Below are 24,532 nucleotides of genomic sequence, written 5' to 3'. Positions count from 1 at the left end.
GATTTTCGGGCACACAAGGGCAATGCCGTACTCGTTTGTGGCTCTACTACGGTGAAATATCCGGGCTAGACCAACTGAAAGCCGCTGCCAGTGCTGGCCAGACCTTTGAGGTCGTGGCCCGTGATTGGTACGCCAAGCGTTCCCCAGGCTGGAGCAGCCACCACCAAATACGCGAGCTGCGCAACCTGGAGAAAGACTTGCTGCCGTGGCTGGGCACGCGCAATGCTGGCGAAATTGAAGCCGTAGAGCTGCTGGCCACCGTGCGCCGCGTGGAAGCCCGTGGTTCTTTGGATGTAGCCCACCGCGTTCTATCTACTGCCCGTGGCGTGCTGGCCTATGCCGTGGCCACTGGTGTGGCTGGGCGCAATGTGGCGCTGGATTTGCAAGGCGCACTGACCCCGCACCAGCGCAAGCACTTTGCTGCCATCACCGACCCCGACAAGCTGGGGGAGCTGCTGCGCACCGTACAGCGTTATCAAGGTGGCCCCGTGGTGCGTGCAGCCTTGGCACTGGCCCCCATGCTTTTCCAGCGCCCCAATGAGCTGCGCGGCATGGCATGGGCCGAGCTGGATTTAGATGCCGCGCTATGGAGCATTGCCCCGGCCCGCATGAAGCGCACCGTAGCAGGCAAGGCCAATGGTGCGCCGCACTTGGTGCCACTGCCCAGGCAGGCCGTGGAGCTGCTGCGCGACATGCATCCGCTGACCGGTCACACGCCGTTGGTGTTCCCCGGCGAGCGCTCCAACACACGCGCTATCAGCGACAACACCCTACGCGCCGCGCTGCAAACGCTGGGCTATTCCAGCGAGGTGCAGACCATCCACGGGTTCCGTGCCACTGCCCGCACCATCTTGGCCGAGCGCCTGGAGTTTGACCCGCTGCTGATTGAGGCCCAACTGGCCCACGCCGTGCGCGATGCCAACGGACGCGCCTACAACCGCACCAGCTACGTGGAACAGCGCCGCACCATGATGCAGACATGGGCCGATTACCTGGACAAGCTGCGCGATGGTGCCGAGGTGATTCCGCTGCACCGCAAGAGCGCATGAATCACACCACCAACAACACAAGGAGAGCAATGTGAGTGAACCGGCTATTTCTGAATACTGGCGGCTGTGCGATGAACTGACCGTTCAGCAAGCCGTGCTGCTGATAGTTGGCATAGACCCAGCATCCGAGGCTGCCGAGTGCGAACACTGGAAACCACAAGAGCGCCCGCGCGGCTATGACCCGGTGAAGCAAGCGCTATGCGCCGCTCTAAGAAAGGAGGAGGTCACTGGCAAGAATATCCCGATATATGAATGCGACATCAACGGCAACCCTTTACGCGACATCGACGGCACAACCGACGTTTATGCTTCAACGGTTGAGGTTGTATCGCTGGTGCGCTGGCTGCGAAGTCGTGGAATGAATACCGGGTTCTTTTTCCCGCAAGAGGACAGCACCAGCGGAGAACCCGACTATCTCAACCCCAAGCATCCGCGCTACTCGTTCAAGCTGGCCGCCGCTGTGCGGGTATGGCAGGCCATGGAAGATGAAAACTTGCGACGCGGCAAGGGGCCAATTCCTGCAATGGAAGACTGGCTAGGCAGCCGATACAAAGAGCTTGGCCTGGTGCATCGCCAGAGCAACAGGAAATCTGGGTACGAAAAAGGCGACCGCAACGGCGGGGCCATCACACAGGTGGCAATGATTGCAAACTGGAACCCGGACGGCGGCCCGCCCGAAACCCCAGCAGCACAGAACCCACCCCCCCCAGAGGCATAACCCCTCCCCCCCTCAAAACCCGCGTGGCTACTGGCTTTGCGGGTTTTTTCATGGCCGCGCTGGCACTGGCACCACAGGTAACCACCCCACCCCTGGCGCGTTTGAGGGGGGTAGGTTTTTTGAACCGCCCCACCTGTTCAGCACGTAGCCCAAGCGGAAAACTTCGCTCATTGTTCAACCACTGACAAAGGGGGCCAAGTGGCTATTCTGCGAATCGACGCTGTGTTGCAAGAGACCGGCGAACGCTCCAAAACAAGCATCTATAACAGGGTCAAGGAGGGCGTTTTCACAAAATCCGTGCCCATTGGGCAGCGAATCACTGGCTGGCCTGAGCACGAGGTCAAAACCATCGTGGCCGCACAGGTGGCAGGCCAGACACCTGAGCAGATTCGCGGCCTGGTGAAAAGCCTGCATGCCCAACGCGCCGAGCGTTTCAAGATGCTGGCCCAAGGCGTGGGCCAAGTGGGGGGTTAAGGCCATGGAAAAGAAAAACGCCCAGCCCCGCAATGCAGAACTGAGCGCCACCAACAACAGCGCCAATTCTACCCGCCGCCTAAGCCCGCGTGAAGCCCGCGCCCTGACTGCGCTGGCGCATGCCCAGGACTGGATTGCCCGCGAAGCTATCGACCGCATCGCCTGCGCCAGCAATGGCCCCGCCATCGTTCAGGCACTTCGCCACAAGCTGGGCAGCCCTGACGCAATCGAAATGCAGCGCCAGCCCGTCATAGATGCCGACGGCAAGCCCGCCCAGGCCGGCCGTTATCGCTTGAGCGACACGCACCGAGCCCAGGCCGCTGCTATTTTGGGGGCACGGCCATGAGGCACTTTTTCGAGAGCTATGTTCTGCCCGTCCTAACCGGCGCTGCAATCGGGGGCGTTTTGTTTGCCGTGCTGGAGGTGCTGCCATGACCTGGACCGCAATACTTCCAAGCGCCTGCACCTTGGTTTACACTGCGGCCGTGCTGAAAAGCATGGTGCATTCAAACACCGAACTCGAAGAGGTTGCGGCCCCCACCTTTAAGCGGGGTTTTGTCACGTCCAAATTCTGGGGACTGGTGCGCTTGCGCAATCCCTTCATGGTTTCGGGCGGGATGGGCCTGCCCGTAAGGATGGCCGCACGACTTCGAGCGTGTTTGAAACATCCCGTCCACCTGCTGCGCGTTCAAACGCAAACGGTGGGTTTCCTTGATTCTCTCGAAGGAATCCAGACCATGACCCACGTCACCCAGGGCACCAAGCCCACCCCCCACCACACCACCGAAGAACGCCGCGCCTTGGCCGCGCTGGAAGCTGCCAACTGCGCCGCCCTGGCCCGCTGGTACAGCGCACGCGGCAACGTCAAAGCCGCACGCCGCAAAGCCGTTCAACTGCTGGCCGCGCTGGCTGTTTTGGAGGGGGTGCAACATGCCTGAAGTCACCTTCACCCGCAACAACGACTATCAAGCCACCCACCTGAGCCGGGCCCAGGCACCAGGCTGGGCCATTGAAGTCTGGCGCGACAAGCGCAAACAGCCCATTGCCTTTTACCGCCACGCTGACAACTACAGCATGACGATGGCGCTTGACCTGGATTCAGCCACGGCCCGCGCCCTGGCCCATGAACTACTGCACGCCGCCGACGTGGCGCAGCAGGCCGAAACCAACACACCACAGGGGTAAGCCCATGAGCAAAGCAAACAACGCCCAGGCCATGGGCGCAGCCGCTGCCTTGCCCAGCGCAACAAAAACCGAAGCACGTACCGCACGCACAGCAACAGAAACGAAGGAGAACGACATGCAAAACACCGAGCAACAAGCGCAAGCCGCTATCAAATCAGACAACGATGCCCAAGCTACACCGCTAAACCTGCATGCGATTTACCGCCAGAACCGCGCCTGTGGATTCGATGTTGCTACTGAGCTGCGCCACCATGAAGCGGAAGGGCTTGCCGGGCGACTTCGCGCAATCAGTGCTTTGTCTGCCGTGTTGCTGACGACGAGCGGCCCGGAAGTTGAGCTTGGCCCGTACCTGCAACACGGTTTGGTAGATGCAATTCGCTTTCTGGCCAGCGATGCGATGGACGACCTGGAACACGCTAACGACCGCGCTACCAATGCTGCGCAAAAGGAGGTGGCTCATCATGCCTGACCTGTCATACCAAGAGCTGATAGAACCCGTGGCCCGCGCCCTGCTGGGCGAACCCAATGAGCGCCTGTCCAAACCCAATGAACTGCGCTTTGGCACGCATGGCAGCGTGGCGGTGGACTTGGCCAAGGGCACGTTCTACGACCACGAGAGCAACGAGGGCGGGGGCGTGTTGGACTTGGTGCGAATCAAAAGCGATAGCGCTAAAACCCGTGCTGATGCGGCAAAGTGGTTAGAACATGCAGGCTTTGTGCAGGGGGGCAAAAAATCCAATGGTCACGACCAAAATTTAAAAAACACAAATCAGCAAAAAACACCCCATCCATGTTTGGAGCCGACACCAAGTCATGAAGTCATGAAGTCATGGCCCAGCGAGCAGCAGCCCATGCAGACCGTGGCGGCCACCTACGACTACTGCGACGAAGCCGGGGCGCTGGTGTTTCAGGTGCTGCGCTACGAGCCCAAGACATTCCGCCAGCGCCGCCCCGAGGGCAGCGGCTGGAGCTGGAGCGTCAAAGGGGTGCGCGTGCTGCCGTATCGCCTGCCTGAGCTGCTGGCCGACCCTGCGGCCACGGTATTCCTGGTGGAAGGTGAGAAGGATGCTGACCGCTTGGCATCCCTGGGCATGGTGGCCACTTGCAATGCTGGTGGCGCTGGCAAGTGGAAGAAGGAGCACAGCGAGTTTTTGCGCTCCCGCCGCGTGGTGGTGCTGCCAGACAACGACAGCGCCGGGGAAAAGCACGCCCAGCAAGTAGAGCGCAGCCTGCGCGGCATTGCCGCCGAAGTGCAAACCCTGGTGCTGCCCAACCTGCCAGACAAAGGCGATGTATCGGACTGGCTGGACGCTGGTGGCACGGTGGAAGAACTGGTGGCGCTGGCCAGCACCGATGTGGCCACCAGCGCCATGCAGCAGGCCGAGGACGAAGCCAGCGGGCGCAAGCGTGGCCAGACTGATTTGCTGGTGGCCTTTGTGCGCGAGCGCTTTGCCCTGCTGCACGACAAGAACGGCGACACCTACGCCCAGGACAACAGCACCGGGGAGGTGGCCCGCACCAATGGCCGCCAATTCAAAGACCGCGTGACCGCTGCGTTCTTCCAGCAGCATGGCCTGGCGGTACGGGAACAGGCTTGGCGTGAATCGCTGACCACCGTGCAGGCGCTGGCCCGCTACGAGGGGGCGTTGGCCGCTGTGCATATCCGCGTAGCCGGTGGCGATGGCTGCTACTGGGTGGACTTGTGCCAGCCGGGCAACAGCCGCGCCGTGCAAATCGACTCCCAAGGCTGGCGCATCGTGCAGCATGCGCCCGTGGTGTTTGTGCGCAGCGAATCCATGCAGCCCATGCCTGACCCCGTGCATGGCAGCAGCATCGACGCGCTGTGGAGCATTGCCAACGTGCCCCAGCCCATGCGCCCCCTGGTGCTGGCTTGGCTGCTGGAGTGCCTGCGCCCCGATACACCGTTTCCGGGCCTGGAGCTGGTGGGCGAGCAAGGCTGCGGCAAGAGCACCACGGCTGAAGCCCTGCGCCGCCTGATTGACCCCAACGGCTGCAACCTGCGCAGCGCCCCCAAGAGCATCGAAGATGTGTTTGTGGCCGCCGGGCAAAACCACGTTGTCGCCTATGAAAACATCTCGCACCTGAGCGCACCCATGCAAGATGCGCTGGCCATCTTGTCCACGGGTGGCGGCTTTGCCAAACGCCAACTGTTCACCGACGCGGACGAGCACGTTATCAACGTGCGCCGCCCCTGGCTGGTCAATGGCATCTCGGTGTGCGTGACCCAGCAAGACCTGGTGGACCGCGTGGTGTCGGTGGAATGCCCAGTTATCGAGGTGCGCCAGTCCAGCAGCCAGCAATGGCAAGCGTTTGAGCAGGCATTGCCCGGCCTGCTGGGGGCGCTGTATGGCTTGTTTGTTGGGGCGCTGCGCGAGCTGGGCAGCATCCACCTGGCCAAAGCCGACCGCCCGCGCCTGGTGGAGTTTGTGACCCTAGGCATGGCCATGCACCAAGCCAGTGGGCACGACCCGACCCAGTTCCTGGCGCAGTTCAAAAAGACCCGCATCGAAGCCGTGGCCCGCACCCTGGATGCCAGCCCCGTGGCCAGCGCTGTGACAGAGTTTTTGGAGAGCAACCCGCTGGGCATCGAGGCACCTGCAAAAGACATTCTGCGCCGCCTAGAGGACTTCAAACCCATGGGGGCCGATGCCTGGCCACGCAGCCCCAAGGGATTGGGCGATGCCCTGCGCCGAGCAGCCCCAGCCCTGCGCCAACTGGGCATCGAGTGCAAGAGCCTGGGCAACATTGGCGGCAAGGTGCATTGGGCCCTGCGCCACACAGCCAGCGCCACCGCAGAGGTCACGCTTTAGGCAGCTTTAGGCAGCGCATGACTGCATGACTTTATGACTTCATGACTTCATGACTTGGTTTTAGCTCCAAACATCTATGAACCCGGCAAAACGCAAATTCATGTTTTTAGGCCATAGGTGTTTCAAAGCCGAAATGAAGTCATGCAAGTCATGAAGTCATGGCCAAACCACACAAAACACCATGAAGAACCCAAGACACATAACCAAAAGCAGGAAAGGCACACCATGACCGCCAACGACCTACTGCAACAAGCCTTGCAAGCCGGACTGCACTTTGAAGCCGATGGCGAGCACCTGCGCGTGCGTGGAGATGAAGCAGTGATTGGCGCGTGGGCCGAGCGCCTGCGCCCCCACAAGGCCGCGCTGCTGCACCTGCTGGCCAACCCCGTGCCAGTGCAAACCCCCAACGCCACCGACTGGCGAGCCGTGCGCGATGCGTACTACAGCCACCACCACACATGCCCCGTGTGCATTGCCGCCGGTAAGGGCTACGGCCTGCGCTGTGGCGCTGGGGCCAGCCTTTGGGCCACCTACAGCGCCACCCCCTGGCCGGGCTACAGCCGCTGATGACCAAACACCCAACACAGGAAACCACCACCATGACCAAAGCAACAACCCCACTCCAAGCCTTGGACCGCGTGCAGGCCGCACTAGAAGCCGCCCAGGCATACCCCGAAGGCCAGCACCCGCCCGAGGTGCTGAACGAGCTGGCCGATTCCCTGCAGGCCGCGCCTGAAAGCTACCGCCAGCACCCCGGCATGGACGAATGGATGCAATGGGCCCAGAACCACACCGAGCGCCGCCAGCACGCGCAGTTCTTTGAGCTGCTGAAACAACTCAACAGCATGGATGCAGACACGCCCGAGCACACCGAGCTATTCATGCAGGCCATGCGCTGCGCTCCAAAGCAATACATGGATGCCGCCATGCAGGCCACAGAAGAGTTCTTACCCCAGGCCACGCACGTGAATGAGCAGGGCCAGCCCATGTATAGCGTGGAGCAAATCGCCCAGCACTTTGGCAAGACCGTGGAGCAGGTGCAGAACGACGTGCAGCGCCTGATTGACGACGGCCACATGGATGCAAGCAGCCTGCACACCGGCCCCGTGTTCCCGCTGCAATGAAAGGAACGCCATGATTGACGGATTGATTCAAGGCAAGCTGCACGCCAAGGCCCAGCAGCGCACCGGCAAGGCTGGCCGCCCGTTTGTGACGGCCAAGGTCACCACCATGGCCAAGGATGGCAACGCGCAGTTTGTGAACGTGATTGCCTTCGCGCCTGATGCCTGCAACGCACTGCTGGCGCTGGGGCCCGGGGATGCTGTGGCGCTGGCTGGAGAGCTGGCCAGCGGTATCTACATGGGCAAGGATGGAGCGCCGCGCATCAGCCTAGACCTGACTGCCCATGCCGTGCTGACGGCCTACCACGTCAGCCGAAAGCGCCGCGCTGTGCAGCCCCAGGGGCAGCCGCAGGACAGCGCACCACCACCGCCAGAGCACTGGCCACCGCCTGATGCGCCGTTTGATTTGTAGGCAGCGCTTGCCATAGTGGCGCAGGCAACCAGCACCACCTAACCCACCACACCCGGCCCCGCGCCGGGTTTTCTGTTTCTGGCCGTGCCCGTTGCACCGTTTGCCTGCCCCCGCCCAGGACGTGCATGCATTGGTATCCAAGGGCAGTATCCAGCCGGTATCCATGAAAACCCAGCGCCACAACATGACCACTGAGCAGACCAAGAAACTGAGCCACAGCCGACAAATCATTGTTGATTCCATCCGAGAGCTGACGGGCCTTGGCCATCTCATCACACGCCAAAGCCTGCAAGAAGCCACAGGACTGACGATGCATATCATTGACGACCATGTGTCACGCATGATTGACGAGGATGGCACATTGCGCCGCGTGCGCCCTGGTGTGTACGAACTGGTCATGGGGGTGGGTAACATGCCCGCCATCTACTTCACCGAGACAGACGAGGGGGCCACCATCATCGAGGTGGAGGGTTGCGGCAAGCTGGTGCTAGATGACCACCGGGTCACCCGCAAGATTGCCGAGCGCTTGAGCGGCAGTTATGCCCAGATGCTGATGTTGGAGCACAAGCACCAGTTCGGGATGGCGGCGCAAGACCTGATGCTGGAGCTGATAGCTACCAAGCGGGAACTGAGCCAGCGCCTGCGCGAAACCGAAGAACAGTGCGCACAACTGCGCCAGCAACTGGCAGCAAAATCGCGCCTTCACGTCCCCGGGTAAACAGCGCGGTAAACACGAAACACCGCATTTTCTCGGTGCTGTAACAGCCGCTGTAACAGCAAATGGCAGGTTTACAGGGCTGGGGTTTCCACAGCGGTTTCCAGTGGTTTCCAGCAAACCGACTGGCGTGGCGCTGGTACGCATGAGCCGGTACGCAAGCTGGTACGCACAGAAAGCGATGGCGCAGGCCATGCAGGTGCAGGTGCAGGTGGTGAACCATAACAATGCATAACACCCTGCGCTATCGCGCCCCAGCGGTATTAACTTGAGCAATACGCGCGCGCGTGTAATCGCCTGAAAAATCAGGTGAGTGGGTTAAATCAAGCCCGTGGGCACTAGGCCAGAAAACCAGCCGATTAGCGCAGAGGGTGCGTAAAACTTTTACGCAGCGCTGGTGGCGGAACTACAAAAGTTTTGTAGAGCTGCCCAGCGCCACGCGCCTATACTGGTGAAATTCCAAGTTGCAAGCACTCAGGCCAAACCCAGCCCCACAAAACCCCGTTAAGTTGGAATCCAAACAGGGGGAACAAGTGGGGGTGGGGGAACAAATAGGGGGAACAAAACGAGGTTTTAACCTTGCTTTCATAGGAGAGTTTGAATCCTCTCACCCCGACCAAGATTTTGCAAAAAAAATCTTGTGAATCAAATGCTTGAGCTTTTGCATTGAATCGTCATTTATGCCGATTGAACATAAATTGCTCACATTCTTGTCCCAAAACTACGCATTGATTTGCATAGGCAACATCACTGTCCACCGTCAAAGTAAGCCAACTTTGATTGGTAAGCGTTTTGCGCACGTAAAACTTTCCCAGTTATTCATGCAAGTCCAAACCCGACTTCATGATGACCGTTCAAGATCAAGACAGGCAACTGCCGCACGTTTTGTTGCCTGGGGGCACTAGGGCTGCTCTGCCTACTTCTCGTGCATTACTTCGGTCTCTGAGGTGTCATGTACGTTAAGCTAGCAGGTTGCTAGCGTTTTACTCACAGGAATCTTGCAATGGCCGTTGTCAAATCCCAGGTTGTCAGTGTCCGCGTGGAGCCGCCCATTAAGGCAGCTCTGCAGCTTGCAGCCGCGCGAGAGATGCGCAGCATCGCCAACAAGGTCATGGTCATGGTTGTCGCCTATTGCCGCTCCCAGGGCTACCTATTGACTGGGGTGCCCAGCGACGCGCTGCCCGTCGCGTTGGTCAGAGGCTCCCAAGTTGACTGAGCAAACAGAGCTGCTGCTCAGTCAATTGGGTTTTCGGTTTGGCATCAACGGCCCGCACGCGGCGCGGACCATGATGCTTGATGACCTGCGCCTGCTGCTGACCCACACACCCGCGCAAGCCTCCCGCGCCGACTACGTCTCGGCCGTGGTTGATGGCAATGTGCTGGCCAAGCCTACCCGCAAGGCCCGCGAGTTGGCCCTGCGGCACATGGCAACGCTGTATGCCCTGGACCTTGGCAACCCCATTTTTCGCGCCCTTCGTCGCCTATGGCCGCTCAATGAAGCCGCCCAGCCGTTGCTCGCCCTGGCTGTTGCTTTGGCGCGTGACCCGCTCTTGCGCGGCACCCAAGCCTTCATCCTCGGGCAAGCCGCCGGCGCAGTAGTCCCACGCGAAGCCATGGAGGGCTTTCTCAACAGCTCTCATGCCGATCGCTTCAGCCCAGCCTCGCTGAAGTCGTTCGCGCAAAACGTCGCGGGCACTTGGACGGCGGCGGGATTCCTTCATGGACGGGTAAGAAAAACCCGTGCGCTGGTGCAGCCGCAGGCCGAATCCGTCACGCTGCTGCTGTTCCTGAGCTATCTGGAAGGCCGCACCGGCCAGCGTCTGTTCTCATCAGACTGGATAAGTCTTGTGGGTGGCTTACCCGATGAACTGGAGGCGCTCGCAAGTTCAGCGTCACATCGAAGTCTCATGGTGTTTATGAACGCTGGCGGAGTCAAAGAAGTGCGCTTCCCCGGCTACCTCACACCTGAAGAAGAACACATTCGCCTGGAGGTCTCCCATGTCATCTAAGGTCGCCAAACTGGTATCCGCTTACCGCCAGCATCTCACGGTGCCCTGGCAGGCTGGGCTCGCGGCCATCCAGCGCGTCATCTTCGCGGTGTACGACAAGGCCGACGAGCTGCGCCTGCGTGCCAACGTCGAAGAATTCGCACTGGCCACGCAGCAAGCGGGCAAGCAATGGCTGCTGCTGGATCTGACCAACGCCTTCCCCGAATGGATGGCTGCGCAGGAATACCGCGATGCTTATTTTCGCCGCCCCAGTCGTTTAGCAGGGTATCAAACAAGCGAGCTAAGCGAGTTTGTTGCCGACCTGACCACCCAGCTGAAAGCGCGCATCGTCACAGAAGCTGGCCCCGACACCGTGGTCGCGCTGATGGGGGTCGGCACGCTGTTCGGTGTGGCGCGTGTCTCATCGGTCGTTGAGGGCGTCAAAGAAGCTGTGGAAGGCCGCCTGCTGGTTTTCTTTCCGGGCGAACACCATCCAGAAAACCATACCTATCGCCTGCTGGACGCGCGCGACGGCTGGAACTATCTGGCGGTTCCGTTGCTGGCCACAGACTAAATAACTTAGAAATCACTGAGAGGGACCGCCATGCTGAACCGCGACATCTACAACAAAGCGCCACAAGAGAACCGCCTCGTCAACAACGGCGTGGCGGAAGTGTCGGAAGACCATTCCGAAGCCGCTCAGGCCATCCTGCGCTACGAGCTGGAGACCTTTGTCTGCGATGGCCAGTACGAAAAAGGGTTGGAGACCATCCTCGACAAGTTCCTGGTCAATTTGGATGCAGGCACCGAGCAACCGGGCGTGTGGATTTCCGGCTTTTACGGTAGTGGTAAATCGCACCTGGCCAAGATGCTGCGCACGCTGTGGACCGATTACCAGTTTGCCGACGGCGCCACCGCACGCAGTCTGGCCAAGCTGCCCACCGGCGTGTTCGAGCACCTCAAAGAGCTCAGCACGCAAGGCAGGCGCCACGGTGCTTTGCATGCCGCCGCAGGCAAGCTGGGCGCTGGTGCGGGCGACAAAGTGCGACTGGCGCTGCTGGGTATCGTGTTCAAGTCCAAGGGCTTGCCCGAGCAGTACAACCAGGCGCAGTTCATTCTTTGGATGAAGCAAGAAGGCATTCTTGATAAGGTAGAAGCCGAACTCTGTAAGGTTGGGCGCACTCTCGCTAGGGAACTGCCGCATATGTACGTGTCGGATAACCTGGCAAATGCATTACTGCAAGTTAAGCCCACTTTAGCGTCCTCTGTGGCTGACCTCTATTCCCGACTAGAGGCACAATTCCCCCAGGTCACCGACGTCACCAGCGAACAAATGACCACGGCCATCGAAGCCGCGCTGGCCGTGGACGGCAAGTTTCCCCTGACGCTGGTGGTGCTGGACGAAGTGCAGCAGTACATCGGCACCGATGCCGAAAAAGCCTTCCAGGTGCAGGAAGTCACCGAAACCCTTAGCAAGCACTTCAACGGCAAGCTGTTGTTTGTGGGCACCGGCCAGTCCGCCTTGTCCGGCATGCCCAACCTGCAGCGCCTGATGGGCCGCTTTCCCGTGCAGGTCATGCTGGGGGACTGGGACGTTGAGAACGTCACCCGTCAAATCATTCTTGCCAAAAAACCCTCGGCCCAGCCAGAGGTGGAACAGGTTTGGCGCTCCAATCTGGGCGAAATCTCCCGCCACCTGCGCGGCACCAAGCTGGAACACGTCACCGAAGACGAAGCCGTGATGACCTCCGACTACCCGCTGCTGCCTGTGCGTCGGCGCTTTTGGGAACGGGTGCTGCGCACCATCGACACCACCGGCACCGTGTCCCAGCTGCGCAGCCAACTGCGTGTGGTGCATGAGGCCGTGCTGGCCAGCGCTGATGCGCCGCTGGGCCATGTGGTCTCGGGCGACTTTCTCTACGACCAGATTGCAGTCAATCTGGTTGCCACGGCACAAATGCCCAAAGAGGTTTATGAGAACGTGCAGCGTTTTGCCGCCGGTGATGGCAACGCCCAGCTCAAAGCCAAACTGCTCAAGCTGATCTACCTTATCAACAAGCTGCCCGCCGAGGCCGCGCTGGACATTGGCCTCAAAGCCACCGAAGACGCGCTGGCCGACCTGTTGGTGACCGACCTGGCCGCCGGTTCATCGCAGCTGCGCAAGCAACTGCCCGCCCTGCTCGATGAGCTGCAAAACAAAGACCGCCTCATCATGGCCCTGGCGGGGGGCAGTGGCACCGAATACCGCCTGCAAACCCGTGAATCCAGCGCCTGGTACGACGAGTTCCGCGCCCAAGAGGCCGAGCTCAAGGCCGCCCCCCAGCGGGTGGAGCAAAAACGCGCCGACCTGCTCAAAGCCCGCTGTGGCGATGTGCTGAAAAAAGTCCGCGTGGTGCAAGGCAAAGCCAATGAGCCGCGCACACTCACCCCCACCTACGACGACAGCCTGCCCAAAGACCACAGCACCAACCTCTACCTGTGGATTCAGGATGGTTGGCAAACCGAAGAAAAATCGGTCATCGCCGAAGCCCGGGCCAAGGGTGCCGACAATCCCACGCTGTTTGCCTTTCTGCCCGCGCAGCACAAAACCGAACTCACCAACGCCATCATCGCGCTGGAAGCGGCACGCACCACCTTGCAAAAAAAGGGCCACCCGGCCACCGAAGAAGGCCGCGACGCCCAGCGCTCCATGGAAAGCCGCCAGCGCACCGCCGAGAAGGACTTGGCCGACCTGCTCGACCAGTTGATGGCTGGCGTGCGCGTGTTCCAGGCTGGTGGCCAAGAAGCAGCCGATGGCAACGACCTGGCCGACCGTATCCACCGCGCCGCCAAGTCTTCCGCCATTCGTCTGTATAGCCAGTTTGACGCCGCCGACCACGATCTGTGGAGCAAAGTGCTGGACGAAGCGCGCAAAGGCAACCTGGAAGCGCTCAAGGCGGTGGGCCACACCCAAGAGGCCGACAAACACCCGGTCTGCCAAAAGCTGCTGGCCTACATTGGCCCCGGCAAAAAAGGCGCTGAAATTCGCGACCAGTTCGATGCGCCACCCTTTGGCTGGCCGCGCGATGCCATTGACGGTGCCCTGTACGCGCTGCTGGCAGCGGGCCACCTCAAAGCCAGCGATGCGGCCTTAAAGCCCGTGGATGCCAAAAGCCTGGACCGCGCCAAGCTCACCCAGACGCACTTCCAGCGCGAGAGCATCAATATCACGCCGCCGCAGCTCATCAAGATTCGCTCGCTGTTCAGTGCAGTAGGCGTACCTTGCCAGCCCAAGGAAGAGCTGACCAAAGTGCCAGCCCTCCTGGCCAAGCTGCGCGAACAAGCATCCAAGGCAGGCGGGCAGGCCCCCGCACCCGAAGCCCCCAAGCTGACGTCCATCGAAGCCATTGAGGCCCAGACCGGCAACGCCCAACTGCTGGAGCTGTTCACCCGTTACGACGAACTCGTGGGCCTGTCCAAAGCCTGGTCCAAAACGGCGGATGACATCGCCAAGCGCCTGCCAGTCTGGCATCAGTTGAACGAACTGCTGCGCCATGCAAAGGCCCTGGGCCCCTACACAGCGCTGAAGGCTGAGGTGGATGCCATCGCAGCGCAGCGCAGCCTGCTGGCCGAGCCTGACCCCGTGCGCCCGTTGCTCGACAAGGCCGTCGACCTGTTGCGCCAGGCGCTCAATGTCAAACTGCAAGCCTTTGAGCAGACCTTCCAGCAGCAGCAAGCGCAACTGCAGCAGGACGCCGACTGGAACAAGCTGACGGACGCACAGCGCGCCGACTTGACGACAAAGCACAACCTGAGCGCACCTGTGGCACTGCAGCTGGGCACCCCCGAGCAATTGCAGGATGCCCTGGACAGTTGCGACCTAGACCACTGGGTGTCCAAGGCCCAGGCCCTGCCCAGCCGTTTTGAGGCCGCCCGCCACGCTGCCGTGCAGCTGCTCAAACCCAACGTGGTGCATGTGGCGCTGCCCAAGCGCACGCTGAATGACGAAGCTGAGCTGCAAGCCTGGCTGGCCGAGGTGCAGGCGCTGCTGCAAGCCAAGCTGCAGCAAGGCCCGGTGGCCCTATAACTGAAAGGACGAACCATGCTGGACCACATCAAGCTGGAACGATTCACAGCCTTTGAGCAACTCAGTCTCAAGTTTTCACCGGGGCTGAATGTCTTCATCGGTGAAAACGGTTGTGGAAAGACGCATCTACTCAAGCTGGTGTATGCCGCGTGCGATGTCAGTACCAGCCAGAAGACTTTTGCAGAGAAAATCAATCGCGTTTTTCTGCCGTCGGGTGAACAAATCGGCCGACTCGTTAAGCGGCGCAGCACCAGCAGCACAGGCAGCGTCGATGTGACTCGAACTGTTCAGGCGGATGGGCAAGACAAGTCACTGACCCTGCGCTTGTCCCTGACCAACCACACCAAGGCCCCAGCCAAGGCAACCGTGTCTGGTGCCCACAAACAGTGGCAGGAGCACAAGCTCACTTCGGTCTACATCCCTGTGAAGGACATGATGGCGAACGCCCCAGGCTTTCGTTCTCTGTACAGCCTTCGCAACATCCATTTCGAAGAGGTCTACGCAGACATCATTGACCGAGCCTTCCTCGGAGCCCTGAAGGGTCCGACCGACAAGGACCGCAAGCGCTTACTGGACATCCTGCAGCAATCGATGGAAGGGAAGGTTATCTCCCGCAATGAGGAGTTTTTCCTCAAGAGTCCGCAGGGCGAGCTGGAGTTCACGCTCTTGGCCGAAGGCATCCGGAAGCTGGGATTGCTGTGGGTGCTTATTCAAAACGGTACCCTGCTCGATGGGAGCGTTCTGCTTTGGGATGAGCCCGAGGCCAACCTCAATCCCAAACTGATGCGCACCGTTGTGCAAATCCTCATCGAACTGCAGCGTTTGGGTGTACAGGTGTTTGTTACCACGCACAACTACAACCTGCTCAAGGAGTTTGACCTACAGCTGCAGCCGCAAGACCGGGTGTTGTTCCATAGCCTGTTCCGGGATGCTGACCGCAACGTCCAGGCAGCGTCGTTCGCTCACTATGACGCTCTGCAGCCCAATGCCATTGACGACACCTTGGCCATGCTGGCGGACCGCGAAATTCGCCAACAGATGGGGGAGCTGGGCCAATGAAAGTCAAAGCCGATGGTTTTGAGTTTGAATTCCCAGAAGCGCTGGAAGCTTATGTTTTCGATGAGAAGGACAAAGCCGCCGCTCGCTACCACGGCCTTTCCCATGCCATGAAGGCCGTGGACCTGGTGGTGGAGCTGCCCAACGACACGTTATTTATCGAGGTGAAGGACTTTCACGCACCCGACGATTACAACTTCAAGGCAGCGGTCACCGATGACCAGCGTACCGAGCGCCGCCAAAGCCTAAACCACCTGCGCGACGTGTTGGTTCACAAGTTTCGCGACACCTGGCTCTACCGCTGGTCAGAACGCGCAGCTGGCGCACCTGACAAGCCCGTGCGTTATTTGTGCGTTTTGACCCTGGACAACGGTTTGCTGGGTGTGGTGAACAAAGAGATGAACCAGGTCTTACCCAATGGGCGCGCTGGACCGCGTTGGCAGCGAGAACTTGCACAAGCCTGTGTCGTGCTCAACCCCCAACGCTGGAACAGCGCCTTTCCTGCCTGGCCATTGACCCGCTATTAAACACGCAGCTGACCTTATCGCGCGCATGACAACATACAACGCCCCCCTGCCCAAACCCCAACGTACCCAGCTCGAAGCCACCGTCAAAGCCGCCCGCGAGGTGGCCGAGAAAGGCGCCCGCGCCGCACTGGCCCAGCTGGCTGTGGCCGAGGGCAGGGCACCCGACTACCTGAGCGACGAACATAAAGCCCTGCGCCGCCGCCTGCGTGCCCATGGCAGGGCGCTGGGCGATGCCAAAGCCCCCGACGACACCCAAGCCGTGCAGCAACTGGTGTGGGAAGTGGCCTACCAGCACTGGCACCGCATGCTGTTTGCCCGCTTTTTGGCCGAAAACGGCCTGCTGCTGTGGGAGCCCGGCGCTGCCGTGTCGCTGGACGACTGCGAAGCCCTGGTGCAAGAAACCGACCCCGCCATGAACCTGGGCGCCAAGACGAAGTGGGAGCTGGCCGGCAAGCTGGCCGCGCGCATGCTGCCGCAGGTGTTCAAGCCGCACAGCCCGGTGTTTGAGCTGGCCTTCGCCCCCGAGCACCAACGCGAGCTGGAGCGCCTGTTGGCCGCACTGCCGACTGATGTGTTCCAGGCCAGCGACAGCCTGGGCTGGGTGTACCAGTTCTGGCAGGCCAAGCGCAAAGACGAGGTCAATGCCTCGGAAGTGAAGATTGGTGCCGACGAGCTGCCCGCCGTCACCCAGCTCTTTACCGAGCCCTACATGGTGGATTTTTTGCTGCACAACAGCCTGGGCGCCTGGTGGGCCACGCGCCACCCCGGCAAGCCGTGCCCCGTGCCCTTGACCTACCTGCGTACCCTGGAAGACGGCACCCCCGCCGCCGGCAAATTCGAGGGCTGGCCCGATAGCCTGCGCGACTTCACCCTGCTCGACCCCTGCTGCGGCTCGGGCCATTTCTTGGTGGCCGCCTTCTTGCTGCTGGTGCCCATGCGCATGGCCGCCGAGGGCTTGACCGCGCTGGACGCCGTAGATGCCGTGCTGGCCGACAACCTGCACGGCCTGGAGCTGGACCCCCGCTGCGTGGAAATTGCCGTGTTTGCCCTGGCCTTGGCTGCCTGGCGCTACCCCGACGAAGACGGCCACCCCTTGGGCGTGCGCGCCGATATGCCCGCGCCGCAAATTGCCTGCTGCGGCTTGAAGCTGAACGCCAGCGCCGCCGACTGGAGCGCGCTGGTGCCTGAAACGCTATCAAATAAAGAGCTGGTTGCGCAAGACCTGCGCGCGCTACAGGCCGATTTTGCCCAAGCCCCACTGCTGGGCAGTTTGCTCGACCCCGCGCGCAGCCTGAAGGACGACCTGGCCACCTCCAACGTGCAGGCGCTGCGCGAGCTGCTGACCCAGGCGCTGGCCCAGGAAAGCAGCGCTGCCGATGCGCCCCACGGCGAACTGCTGGAACTGGCCCTGAGCGCGCGGGGCCTGCTCGACGCCGCCCGGCTGCTGCAAGGGCGCTACCACCTGGTCATCACCAACGTGCCCTACCTGGCGCGTGGCAAACAAAACGACACGCTGAAAGCCTATTGCGCACAGCATTACCCCGACGCCAAAAACGACTTGGCCAACGTGTTTCTGGAACGCTGCCTGGAGCTGGCGCACCCCCCGCAGGCCGGGCAGGGCACGGGCGTGGTGCAAATCGTCATGCCGCAGAACTGGCTGTTTTTGACCAGCTACAAAAAGCAGCGCGCATCGCTGTTGCAGCGCGTGCAGTGGAACCTGCTGGCCCGCTTGGGCCCCGGCGCTTTCGAGACCATCAGCGGCGAAGTGGTGCAAGCCGTGCTGCTGACCCAGACCCGCGCCCCGGCACCGGAAGGCTTCGCGCTGCACGGCGTGGACGCCAGCGCGCCCAAGTCGGCGCCAGAAAAAGCGCTGTTGCTGCGCGAGGGCGCGGTGGTGGCGGTGAGCCAGAAAGGGCAGTTGGGGAACCCGGATGCGCGGGTGATGTTGGGTTCATCCAGTGAGCACGCTCTTCTTGAAGCAATCGCTGATGGCGTTCACGGTCTTGGGACAAAAGACTCTTTAATGTTTATCCGTAACTTCTGGGAGCGAGGCGTAATCGGCACTGAGTGGGAACTAATGCAATCAGCAACGCAAACAGGCGATGTATGGAGCGGGATGGAGGGCATGGTTTGGTGGCAACAGGGGGCGGGTGAATTGCATAGTCGTGCAAAAGTCGGCGGGGCCATCCTTGCTGGTGCAATGGCCCATGGAAAACCAGGTGTTCTGATTTCCCAGGTTCGCAGCCTCGGCGCTTCCCTTTACTACGGCGGGCTGTTCGAAAAGAACGCCGCAACTGTTTCTTTTGCGGACAAAGACCTCTTACCCGCTGTATGGGCCTTTTGTACGAGTGAGGAATATCGCGAAGCTGTGCGCGCTATCGACCAAAAGGTTGCCGTGACCAACAAAACATTGGTCAAAGTCCCCTTCGACCTCGCCCACTGGCAACAAGTCGCTGCCGAGCGCTACCCCCACGGTCTGCCCAAGCCCTACTCCGACGACCCCACGCAATGGCTGTTCCACGGCCATCCCCAGCCCGCCACCGACCCGCTGCAAGTGGCAGTGGCACGCCTGGTGGGCTACCGCTGGCCGGCAGAGCAAGAGGCGGCCGCAGCAGCCGGAGCGGCAGAAATTCAAGCAAAATCGGCCTCTAGCGCTTATGCAGCAAGCGCAAGCAGCTATCAAAACGAGAGTATTGAAACCGCCGCCGCTGCCCCCCGGCGTGCGCCCATGGAACTGTCGGAAGCGGCGCACGCCTGGATAGCGCGCTGCGCCGCGCTGGACGCGCACACCGACGACGACGGCATCTGCTGCCTGCCCTCGGTGCGCGGCGAAGCCCCGGCGCACGAACGCCTGTTGCAGCTGCTGATTGCGTCGTGGGAAACCGTGGAGCCCGGCAGCTGGCGCCCCGCCATCCTCGACCAACTGCTGGCCCAGGCCGACTGCGCCGGCAAGGGCCTGGACGTATGGCTGCGCGAAAAATTCTTTGAACAGCACGCCAAGCGCTTCCACCACCGCCCCTTCGTCTGGCATGTGTGGGACGGCCTCAAAGACGGCTTTGCCGCGCTGGTCAACTACCACCGGCTGGACGCCAAAAACCTGGAGCGCCTCATCCACACCTACCTGGGCGCGTGGATTGGCCAGCAAGAAAAAGGCGTGCGCGACGGCGTGGACGGCGCCCAAACCCGCCTGGCCGCAGCCCAAGACCTCAAACGCCGCCTGGAGCTGATTCTGGAAGGCGAACCGCCCTACGACATCTTTGTGCGCTGGAAGAGCCTGGCCGAGCAACCCATCGGCTGGAACCCCGACCTGAACGACGGCGTGCGCCTGAACATCCGCCCCTTCATGCAGGCGGAGGTGCTGCGCCACAACAAAAAGCCCAAGCTCAACATCACCTGGGACAAGGACCGCGGCAAGGATGTGGAGAGCGCGCCATGGTTTGGCGTGTTTGGGGGCGACCGTATCAATGACCACCATTTGACCCGGGCGGAGAAAATGGCGGCACGCAAACACAGTGAGGCTTGAGATGAACTTGAACGCATCCATCATTGACCAGCGCTTGACTGGTGTGCAGACCGAGATTCAGCAGTGGGCAAAAGACGAGTTGAATGTCACTGCCCCCGACCGACTCAAGCCCTTGGCTTTCGTGTATTTGTGCGTCAAGACCATGTTGGACTTGGATGCGCAGGAGGCTTTTGACTGCATTACCGACGGTGGCGGTGATTTTGGCGTGGATGCCATGCAGGTCACCGAAGAGGTGGATGGCGAGTTTGCGGTCACGCTGTTCCAAACCAAGTACAAGGCCAAGTTGGATGCAGATTCAAACTTTCCTGAGGAAGGCATTCATGGGCTGGTGAACGCCATTCGTCACATCTTCGACCCGACAGCGCAGTTGGGGGCCATCAATGAGCGGCTGCGCGTCAAGGTGGAAGAGGCCCGTGCCATGGTGCGCGATGGTTTCATCCCGCGCGTGCGGGCGATTGCCTGCAACAACGGCATCCAATGGAATGCACAGGCGCAGGCCATCATCGAGCGCGCCCATTTTGGCGACCAGGTGACTTGGGAGTATGTCAACCATGATGTGTTGATTGGCATCTTGCAAAAACCCAAGCAAGTGGACGACACCTTGCGGCTGGTGGGCAAAGCGAACATTGAGGACATGAACTTCAGCCGGGTATGCATTGGCCGTATGCCGGTGACCGAGGTGGCGGCACTCATGCGCACCCATGGCGACCGTTTGTTGGAACGCAATATCCGGCGCTATCTGGGCTTGCATGGCAACCGGGTGAATGAGGGTATTCGTGCCACGCTGCAGTCGCAGCAGCCCTCGAATTTCTATTTTTTCAACAATGGCTTGACGCTGGTGTGCAGCGACTTTTCTTACAACGCCCTGCAAAACAGCGATTACCAGGTCAGGGTGGAGAATTTGCAAATCGTCAATGGTGGCCAAACGTGCATGACGATTTTGAAGACGTGTGAGGCAATGGCCGCCAGCGGCAAAACTTTGCCCGCCGATGCCAGTGTGTTGGTGCGTTTGTACAAACTGCCCAAAGACAACGATGACATCGTGCTGCAAATTACGCACGCCACCAACAGCCAAAATCCCGTGGATTTGAAAGACCTGCGCTCGAATGACGAGATTCAGCGGCAGCTTGAGGCAAGCATTCAGGAACTGGGCTTCCATTACCGCCGCAAGCGCATGGATGCTTCACCCAAAACCACCGATATCAGCGCTGGCACTGCGGCTGAGGCGCTGCTGGCCGTGTGGCGGCATGCGCCCCACCAAGCAAAATTTTTGACGCGCGAGCATTTTGGCAAGCTCTATGGGCACATCTTCCCCCCGGATGTGAACGGCGCACAGGTGGTAGTGGCTGTGCTGCTGTACCGGATTGCTGAAAACCATAGAAGGCGCCCTACGGATGCTGACCCGACCCTGGTGCGCTATGCATCGTGCTTTATCGCCATGCGTATGGGGCAGCATCTGTTGCATGAACTGGGCAAGGAATTGAGCGCGTTGAATCACCAGAATTTCGAAGCTGCCAAAAAGCTTGTGGATGCAAGGGCAGAGGCTTACTTTAGGGATGCGGTCAAAGACGTGGAGTCTGCTTTGCAGGATTTGTATGGGCAAAAAGAGGTCTCCACGCTGCAGCTTTCTGCAACATTCCGGCGCGGTGACTTGATTCAGAAGCTGCTGGCCTTGCCACTGACGCAAAAGCAAGAGCTGGCGGGGCGGGAGACTTCGGCATGATGCTGCAAGAAATCCGGTTGGTGAACTTTCGCGGCATTGCGGACATGACCCTGCCGTTCACCACCACAACCACGGCCATTTTGGGCGTCAACGGGGTGGGTAAATCTTCGGTGCTGGATGCGTTGGCCATTGCGTTGTCGAATATGACGGAGCGCATTGCAGGCCAAGCTGCAAGGGCACGGGATATTTCGCCCGATGACATCAAAAATGACGCTGCTTATGCACGCATTCAAGTCACTGCCGAGCTGGGCATTGATACACCCACCACTTGGGCCATTGCACGCAATAGAAAGGCGGGCAAGCATCCTGCAGAGCGCAGCAGTGATCTGGACCAATTGAACGCGCATACCCGCCTGTTCAATGGCCGGATGCTCTATGCCGAGGCCAATCACCAGCCCACCCATTTGCCGCTGGCGGTGTATTACGACGTACACCGGGCCGTGCTGGATGTGCCGCTGCGCGTGAGAGAAAAGCTCAAGAACACGCCACGCGAGGCTTACTACGATGCCTTGGGCCATGGCGGTACCGATTTCCGGGGGTTCTTTGCCTGGTTTCGTGACCGCGAAGATGCGGAAAACGAACGCATTCGTGATGAAGCAACTTATCTGGACCGTGATTTGCAGGCGGTGAGGGCGGCTGTGGAGGCTTTTACACAGTTCACCGATTTGCGAATTCGGCGCAAGCCATCGCTGCGCATGACAGTGAAAAAAAATGCGGCTGAGCTCAATGTGCTGCAACTGTCAGACGGAGAAAAATGCCTGCTGGCCTTGGTGGGTGACTTGGCGCGCCGCTTGAGCCTGCTGAATACGGACAAAGACAACCCCTTGCACGGCGAGGGTGTGGTGTTGGTTGACGAGATTGACTTGCACCTGCATCCCAGGTGGCAGCGCTCGGTGGTGGCGTCGCTGGAGCGCACGTTTCCGAACTGTCAGTTCATCATCACTACGCACTCGCCGCAGGTGGTGGGCGAGCTACCACCTGAAGCCGTACTGCTGCTGCGCGATGGAAAGTTTCTGGGGCATGCTGAGCGCTCTTTGGGCTTGAGCAGCGGCGAGGTGCTGGAGGAGCTGATGGAGGGTAGTGCCCGCAATCGGGCTGTGGGGCAGGAGCTTGCTGCTATTCATACCTTGCTGGACGCGGATGGCATTTCTGGCGCCAAACGTTTGCTGGCCCTGCTGCGCGAAAAAGTGGGGGATATTCCTGAGGTGCTGGAGCTGCAAGCGTCTATCGACAGCCTGCAATGGCTGGAGGACGGCGACGCATGAGAACCATCACCAAAGGAGCACAGCCGCAGGAGCTGCTTCGCTGGCGGGCCGATAACGCAGCGGTACCGCAAAACCTGGTGTATGGGGCCGGTGCCTTTCCTGCCGAGGCGGTGCGCCAAAGCCTGTTGGCAGAGCAGTGGCACCTGTGCGTATACACCATGCGCCGACTTTTAACGGCAGCTGAATGCCAGGCAAAAAATCTGGATACACGCAGTTCTTGCCACATAGAGCACCTGTTGCCGCAATGCCGCCAGGTGCCGGGCGAGGATGTGGATTACCAGAACATGGTGGCCTGCTACCCACCCAGCCAGTCCAAGGTGGTCTGCGAATTTGGCGCCCATGCCAAGGCGGACTTTGACCCCAGCACGGGTGGTTTTGTGTCGCCCTTGTCTCCCAATGCGCAGAACCATTTCCTGTTTGACGAGCGCGGTGGCGTCCAGGGTTGCACAGAGGCAGGTAGTGCCACCATTGAGGTGTTGCGTCTCAACCATCAAGCCTTGGTGCATGACCGCGCGGCAGTCATCAGGGGCGCTTTACAGCCCAGGGGCAAAAAGCTGTCGGCGCAGGCAGCACGGCGCTTGGCCCAGCAGGCTTCGCAACCGGATGCCCAGCAATGTTTACCCGCTTACTGCATTGCGATTGCCCAGGCCGCGTTGCGGTATGCCGAGCGCGAAGAGAAAAGAGCTGCCAGGATGAAGAAAAAAGGGGGGGCTGATGCCGAAAAATGACAAGGTGCCAGTGCTTGCAGATGCCCTGATAGCGGTGTTGCAATCGGCAGCCAAAGGCAACTCGCACACGACAACGCCAGCTGCTGCGGTACTTTGGCCTGACAAAGAGAGGCAATGGGAAGCCGCGTTGCCTGCCCTGCGCAAGCTGTTGCCTGGTCTTTGTACTCTGGGCGAGTACGCGCCTGAAAAACGCAGCGGCCCTGCTATTTGGCTCAAGTGCGCCATTGCAGGCTCGCTGCCCGAGGTTCAGTTGGATGGCCTTCCAGTGGTCTATCTGCCCGGTGTCAGCCGCGCAGAACTGCGCGCTATCGAGAGTTGCCCGCGTGACCTGCAGCCCTTGGCGGAGCTGCAGTACCGGGGTGTTTTTTGGAGCCAGCTCAATGGCAAGGACTGGACTCTTTCAGCATTCCTTGCGTCCAAGAACGGTGGCCTGGGCTTGGATGTGGCGCAGGACAAAGCCACCCAGGAAACGCTGTTGCAGGCACTGCAAGCCGGTGTTCTTTTGGACCGCAGTGTGGACGAGTTCAAGGGCCGCACCATCAACGCCGAGTGGTTGTTGGGCCTGCTCGCTCCCAATCCCACCCGTGACCTGCTGTTGTGGATGAATGCACCCGACGCGGCCCGCAGCCAATGGAGTGATGTGCTGTGGGACGTGTTCACCAAGCGCTGCCAGATGGATTTTGGCTTTGACCCTGTGGCCGATGGCGTGCTGGCGGCTGCTGAACGGCTGGCCAAGGCAGAGGGCAAGTGGGCGGCGGTGGCCGAGCTGTACCGCGACTCCTACAGCAGTTTTCCCAACATCTTCGGGCTGCTGGCCAAGGTGCAGCCGCCGCAAATGGGCCTGTTCCCGGACCAAGGCTTGCTGGCGGGGTATCCGCAAGCCAACGAGCAAGGCGAATCCGCTCTGCGCTATGCCTTGTCGGCCTGCGCCAGCATGATGGCGCCCCAAGCCTGTGCAGCGGTGTTAGCGGCGGAGAAAGAGCACGGTCTGCGCCGCGCGTGGTTGTGGGCAAGTATGGGGCGTTCCCCGCTGGCTGAGGCGCTGGGGCATCTGGCCCTGGTAGCGGAGCGCAGCAGTCTGTTGATGTTGCCCCTGTTTTGTGGAGTTCTTAGCTCCCGGCTTACGCGGCTTTTTTGCGCTGTGCCTCGTA

Annotated in this window: 23 protein-coding genes; all 23 read left to right on the top strand. The window is 60.6% G+C overall.

Annotated features, from left to right (window positions below; all coding sequences use genetic code 11):
- Window positions 1-1,049 (top strand): tyrosine-type recombinase/integrase (locus tag ACFO24_RS06095; RefSeq protein WP_377737518.1); only part of this gene is annotated, 1,049 nt, incomplete at its 5' end.
- A 31-nt stretch (window positions 1,050-1,080) separates the two neighbouring features.
- Window positions 1,081-1,767: a hypothetical protein gene (locus ACFO24_RS06090; RefSeq protein ID WP_377737517.1), complete on the top strand. Its 687-nt coding sequence runs from the start codon at window positions 1,081-1,083 to the stop codon at window positions 1,765-1,767.
- Window positions 1,768-1,965: 198 nt separating this feature from the next.
- Window positions 1,966-2,241, top strand: coding sequence for a helix-turn-helix transcriptional regulator (locus ACFO24_RS06085; protein WP_377737516.1), 276 nt, complete (start codon window positions 1,966-1,968; stop codon window positions 2,239-2,241).
- A gap of 4 nt (window positions 2,242-2,245) precedes the next feature.
- On the top strand, window positions 2,246-2,587 hold the full coding sequence (locus tag ACFO24_RS06080) for a hypothetical protein (RefSeq protein WP_377737515.1): 342 nt from the start codon (window positions 2,246-2,248) through the stop codon (window positions 2,585-2,587).
- Window positions 2,588-2,672: 85 nt separating this feature from the next.
- A complete protein-coding gene (locus ACFO24_RS06075) occupies window positions 2,673-3,179 on the top strand; it encodes a hypothetical protein (RefSeq protein WP_377737514.1) in 507 nt (168 codons plus the stop codon).
- Complete coding sequence (locus tag ACFO24_RS06070; protein ID WP_377737513.1) at window positions 3,172-3,426, top strand: hypothetical protein; 255 nt, start codon at window positions 3,172-3,174, stop codon at window positions 3,424-3,426. Before ACFO24_RS06075 ends, ACFO24_RS06070 begins: the two co-directional genes overlap by 8 nt.
- Window positions 3,427-3,430: 4 nt before the next feature.
- The gene (locus tag ACFO24_RS06065) at window positions 3,431-3,895 is read left to right on the top strand and encodes a hypothetical protein (RefSeq protein ID WP_377737512.1); all 465 of its coding nucleotides are present in this window, start codon (window positions 3,431-3,433) and stop codon (window positions 3,893-3,895) included.
- Entirely contained in the window at window positions 3,888-6,257 is a 2,370-nt protein-coding gene (locus ACFO24_RS06060; protein WP_377737511.1) for a toprim domain-containing protein, read from the top strand. The genes ACFO24_RS06065 and ACFO24_RS06060 overlap by 8 nt, the downstream gene beginning before the upstream one ends.
- A gap of 225 nt (window positions 6,258-6,482) precedes the next feature.
- Window positions 6,483-6,824, top strand: coding sequence for a hypothetical protein (locus ACFO24_RS06055; protein ID WP_377737510.1), 342 nt, complete (start codon window positions 6,483-6,485; stop codon window positions 6,822-6,824).
- A gap of 32 nt (window positions 6,825-6,856) precedes the next feature.
- Window positions 6,857-7,381 carry a hypothetical protein gene (locus tag ACFO24_RS06050; RefSeq protein ID WP_377737508.1) on the top strand — a complete coding sequence of 175 codons (525 nt, stop codon included), beginning with the start codon at window positions 6,857-6,859 and terminating at the stop codon, window positions 7,379-7,381.
- Window positions 7,382-7,391: 10 nt separating this feature from the next.
- The gene (locus ACFO24_RS06045; protein ID WP_377737507.1) at window positions 7,392-7,790 is read left to right on the top strand and encodes a single-stranded DNA-binding protein; all 399 of its coding nucleotides are present in this window, start codon (window positions 7,392-7,394) and stop codon (window positions 7,788-7,790) included.
- Window positions 7,791-7,881: 91 nt separating this feature from the next.
- Window positions 7,882-8,508, top strand: coding sequence for a hypothetical protein (locus ACFO24_RS06040; RefSeq protein ID WP_377737506.1), 627 nt, complete (start codon window positions 7,882-7,884; stop codon window positions 8,506-8,508).
- 1,000 nt (window positions 8,509-9,508) lie between these two features.
- The gene (locus ACFO24_RS06035) at window positions 9,509-9,721 is read left to right on the top strand and encodes a hypothetical protein (RefSeq protein WP_377737505.1); all 213 of its coding nucleotides are present in this window, start codon (window positions 9,509-9,511) and stop codon (window positions 9,719-9,721) included.
- Window positions 9,714-10,514: a hypothetical protein gene (locus ACFO24_RS06030; RefSeq protein ID WP_377737504.1), complete on the top strand. Its 801-nt coding sequence runs from the start codon at window positions 9,714-9,716 to the stop codon at window positions 10,512-10,514. Before ACFO24_RS06035 ends, ACFO24_RS06030 begins: the two co-directional genes overlap by 8 nt.
- Window positions 10,504-11,067 carry a DUF1788 domain-containing protein gene (locus ACFO24_RS06025; protein ID WP_377737502.1) on the top strand — a complete coding sequence of 188 codons (564 nt, stop codon included), beginning with the start codon at window positions 10,504-10,506 and terminating at the stop codon, window positions 11,065-11,067. Before ACFO24_RS06030 ends, ACFO24_RS06025 begins: the two co-directional genes overlap by 11 nt.
- A 30-nt stretch (window positions 11,068-11,097) precedes the next feature.
- Complete coding sequence (brxC, locus tag ACFO24_RS06020) at window positions 11,098-14,559, top strand: BREX system P-loop protein BrxC (protein WP_377737500.1); 3,462 nt, start codon at window positions 11,098-11,100, stop codon at window positions 14,557-14,559.
- Between the two features lie 15 nt (window positions 14,560-14,574).
- Window positions 14,575-15,618, top strand: a complete 1,044-nt coding sequence (locus ACFO24_RS06015; RefSeq protein WP_377737498.1) for an AAA family ATPase — start codon at window positions 14,575-14,577, stop codon at window positions 15,616-15,618.
- Window positions 15,615-16,142: a hypothetical protein gene (locus tag ACFO24_RS06010; protein ID WP_377737497.1), complete on the top strand. Its 528-nt coding sequence runs from the start codon at window positions 15,615-15,617 to the stop codon at window positions 16,140-16,142. The genes ACFO24_RS06015 and ACFO24_RS06010 overlap by 4 nt, the downstream gene beginning before the upstream one ends.
- 25 nt (window positions 16,143-16,167) lie before the next feature.
- Window positions 16,168-19,665 carry an Eco57I restriction-modification methylase domain-containing protein gene (locus tag ACFO24_RS06005; protein ID WP_377737494.1) on the top strand — a complete coding sequence of 1,166 codons (3,498 nt, stop codon included), beginning with the start codon at window positions 16,168-16,170 and terminating at the stop codon, window positions 19,663-19,665.
- 1 nt (window position 19,666) lies between these two features.
- Complete coding sequence (locus tag ACFO24_RS06000; protein WP_377737490.1) at window positions 19,667-21,388, top strand: AIPR family protein; 1,722 nt, start codon at window positions 19,667-19,669, stop codon at window positions 21,386-21,388.
- Window positions 21,385-22,653 carry an AAA family ATPase gene (locus ACFO24_RS05995; RefSeq protein ID WP_377737489.1) on the top strand — a complete coding sequence of 423 codons (1,269 nt, stop codon included), beginning with the start codon at window positions 21,385-21,387 and terminating at the stop codon, window positions 22,651-22,653. The genes ACFO24_RS06000 and ACFO24_RS05995 overlap by 4 nt, the downstream gene beginning before the upstream one ends.
- Window positions 22,650-23,381 (top strand): HNH endonuclease family protein, encoded by a 732-nt coding sequence (locus ACFO24_RS05990; protein WP_377737486.1) that lies wholly within the window; start codon window positions 22,650-22,652, stop codon window positions 23,379-23,381. Before ACFO24_RS05995 ends, ACFO24_RS05990 begins: the two co-directional genes overlap by 4 nt.
- A gap of 4 nt (window positions 23,382-23,385) precedes the next feature.
- Window positions 23,386-24,532, top strand: a 1,147-nt coding sequence (pglZ, locus tag ACFO24_RS05985) for a BREX-1 system phosphatase PglZ type B (RefSeq protein ID WP_377737484.1), incomplete at its 3' end; no start/stop codon positions are given.

Source organism: Comamonas denitrificans, from assembly GCF_042654745.1.
Taxonomy (GTDB): Bacteria; Pseudomonadota; Gammaproteobacteria; order Burkholderiales; family Burkholderiaceae_C; genus Comamonas; species Comamonas denitrificans.
This window is presented reverse-complemented; position numbering and strand designations above follow the sequence as displayed.

Bases quoted from the DNA above. Each gene is read 5' to 3' on its own strand.
- ACFO24_RS06070 (WP_377737513.1), top strand. From the start codon at position 3,172: ATGCCTGAAGTCACCTTCACCCGCAACAACGACTATCAAGCCACCCAC.
- brxC (WP_377737500.1), top strand. From the start codon at position 11,098: ATGCTGAACCGCGACATCTACAACAAAGCGCCACAAGAGAACCGCCTC.
- ACFO24_RS06045 (WP_377737507.1), top strand. From the start codon at position 7,392: ATGATTGACGGATTGATTCAAGGCAAGCTGCACGCCAAGGCCCAGCAG.
- ACFO24_RS06015 (WP_377737498.1), top strand. From the start codon at position 14,575: ATGCTGGACCACATCAAGCTGGAACGATTCACAGCCTTTGAGCAACTC.
- ACFO24_RS06025 (WP_377737502.1), top strand. From the start codon at position 10,504: ATGTCATCTAAGGTCGCCAAACTGGTATCCGCTTACCGCCAGCATCTC.
- ACFO24_RS06010 (WP_377737497.1), top strand. From the start codon at position 15,615: ATGAAAGTCAAAGCCGATGGTTTTGAGTTTGAATTCCCAGAAGCGCTG.
- ACFO24_RS06075 (WP_377737514.1), top strand. From the start codon at position 2,673: ATGACCTGGACCGCAATACTTCCAAGCGCCTGCACCTTGGTTTACACT.
- ACFO24_RS06005 (WP_377737494.1), top strand. From the start codon at position 16,168: ATGACAACATACAACGCCCCCCTGCCCAAACCCCAACGTACCCAGCTC.
- ACFO24_RS06035 (WP_377737505.1), top strand. From the start codon at position 9,509: ATGGCCGTTGTCAAATCCCAGGTTGTCAGTGTCCGCGTGGAGCCGCCC.
- ACFO24_RS06060 (WP_377737511.1), top strand. From the start codon at position 3,888: ATGCCTGACCTGTCATACCAAGAGCTGATAGAACCCGTGGCCCGCGCC.
- ACFO24_RS06000 (WP_377737490.1), top strand. From the start codon at position 19,667: ATGAACTTGAACGCATCCATCATTGACCAGCGCTTGACTGGTGTGCAG.
- ACFO24_RS06050 (WP_377737508.1), top strand. From the start codon at position 6,857: ATGACCAAAGCAACAACCCCACTCCAAGCCTTGGACCGCGTGCAGGCC.
- ACFO24_RS06080 (WP_377737515.1), top strand. From the start codon at position 2,246: ATGGAAAAGAAAAACGCCCAGCCCCGCAATGCAGAACTGAGCGCCACC.
- ACFO24_RS05995 (WP_377737489.1), top strand. From the start codon at position 21,385: ATGATGCTGCAAGAAATCCGGTTGGTGAACTTTCGCGGCATTGCGGAC.
- ACFO24_RS06055 (WP_377737510.1), top strand. From the start codon at position 6,483: ATGACCGCCAACGACCTACTGCAACAAGCCTTGCAAGCCGGACTGCAC.
- ACFO24_RS06065 (WP_377737512.1), top strand. From the start codon at position 3,431: ATGAGCAAAGCAAACAACGCCCAGGCCATGGGCGCAGCCGCTGCCTTG.
- ACFO24_RS05990 (WP_377737486.1), top strand. From the start codon at position 22,650: ATGAGAACCATCACCAAAGGAGCACAGCCGCAGGAGCTGCTTCGCTGG.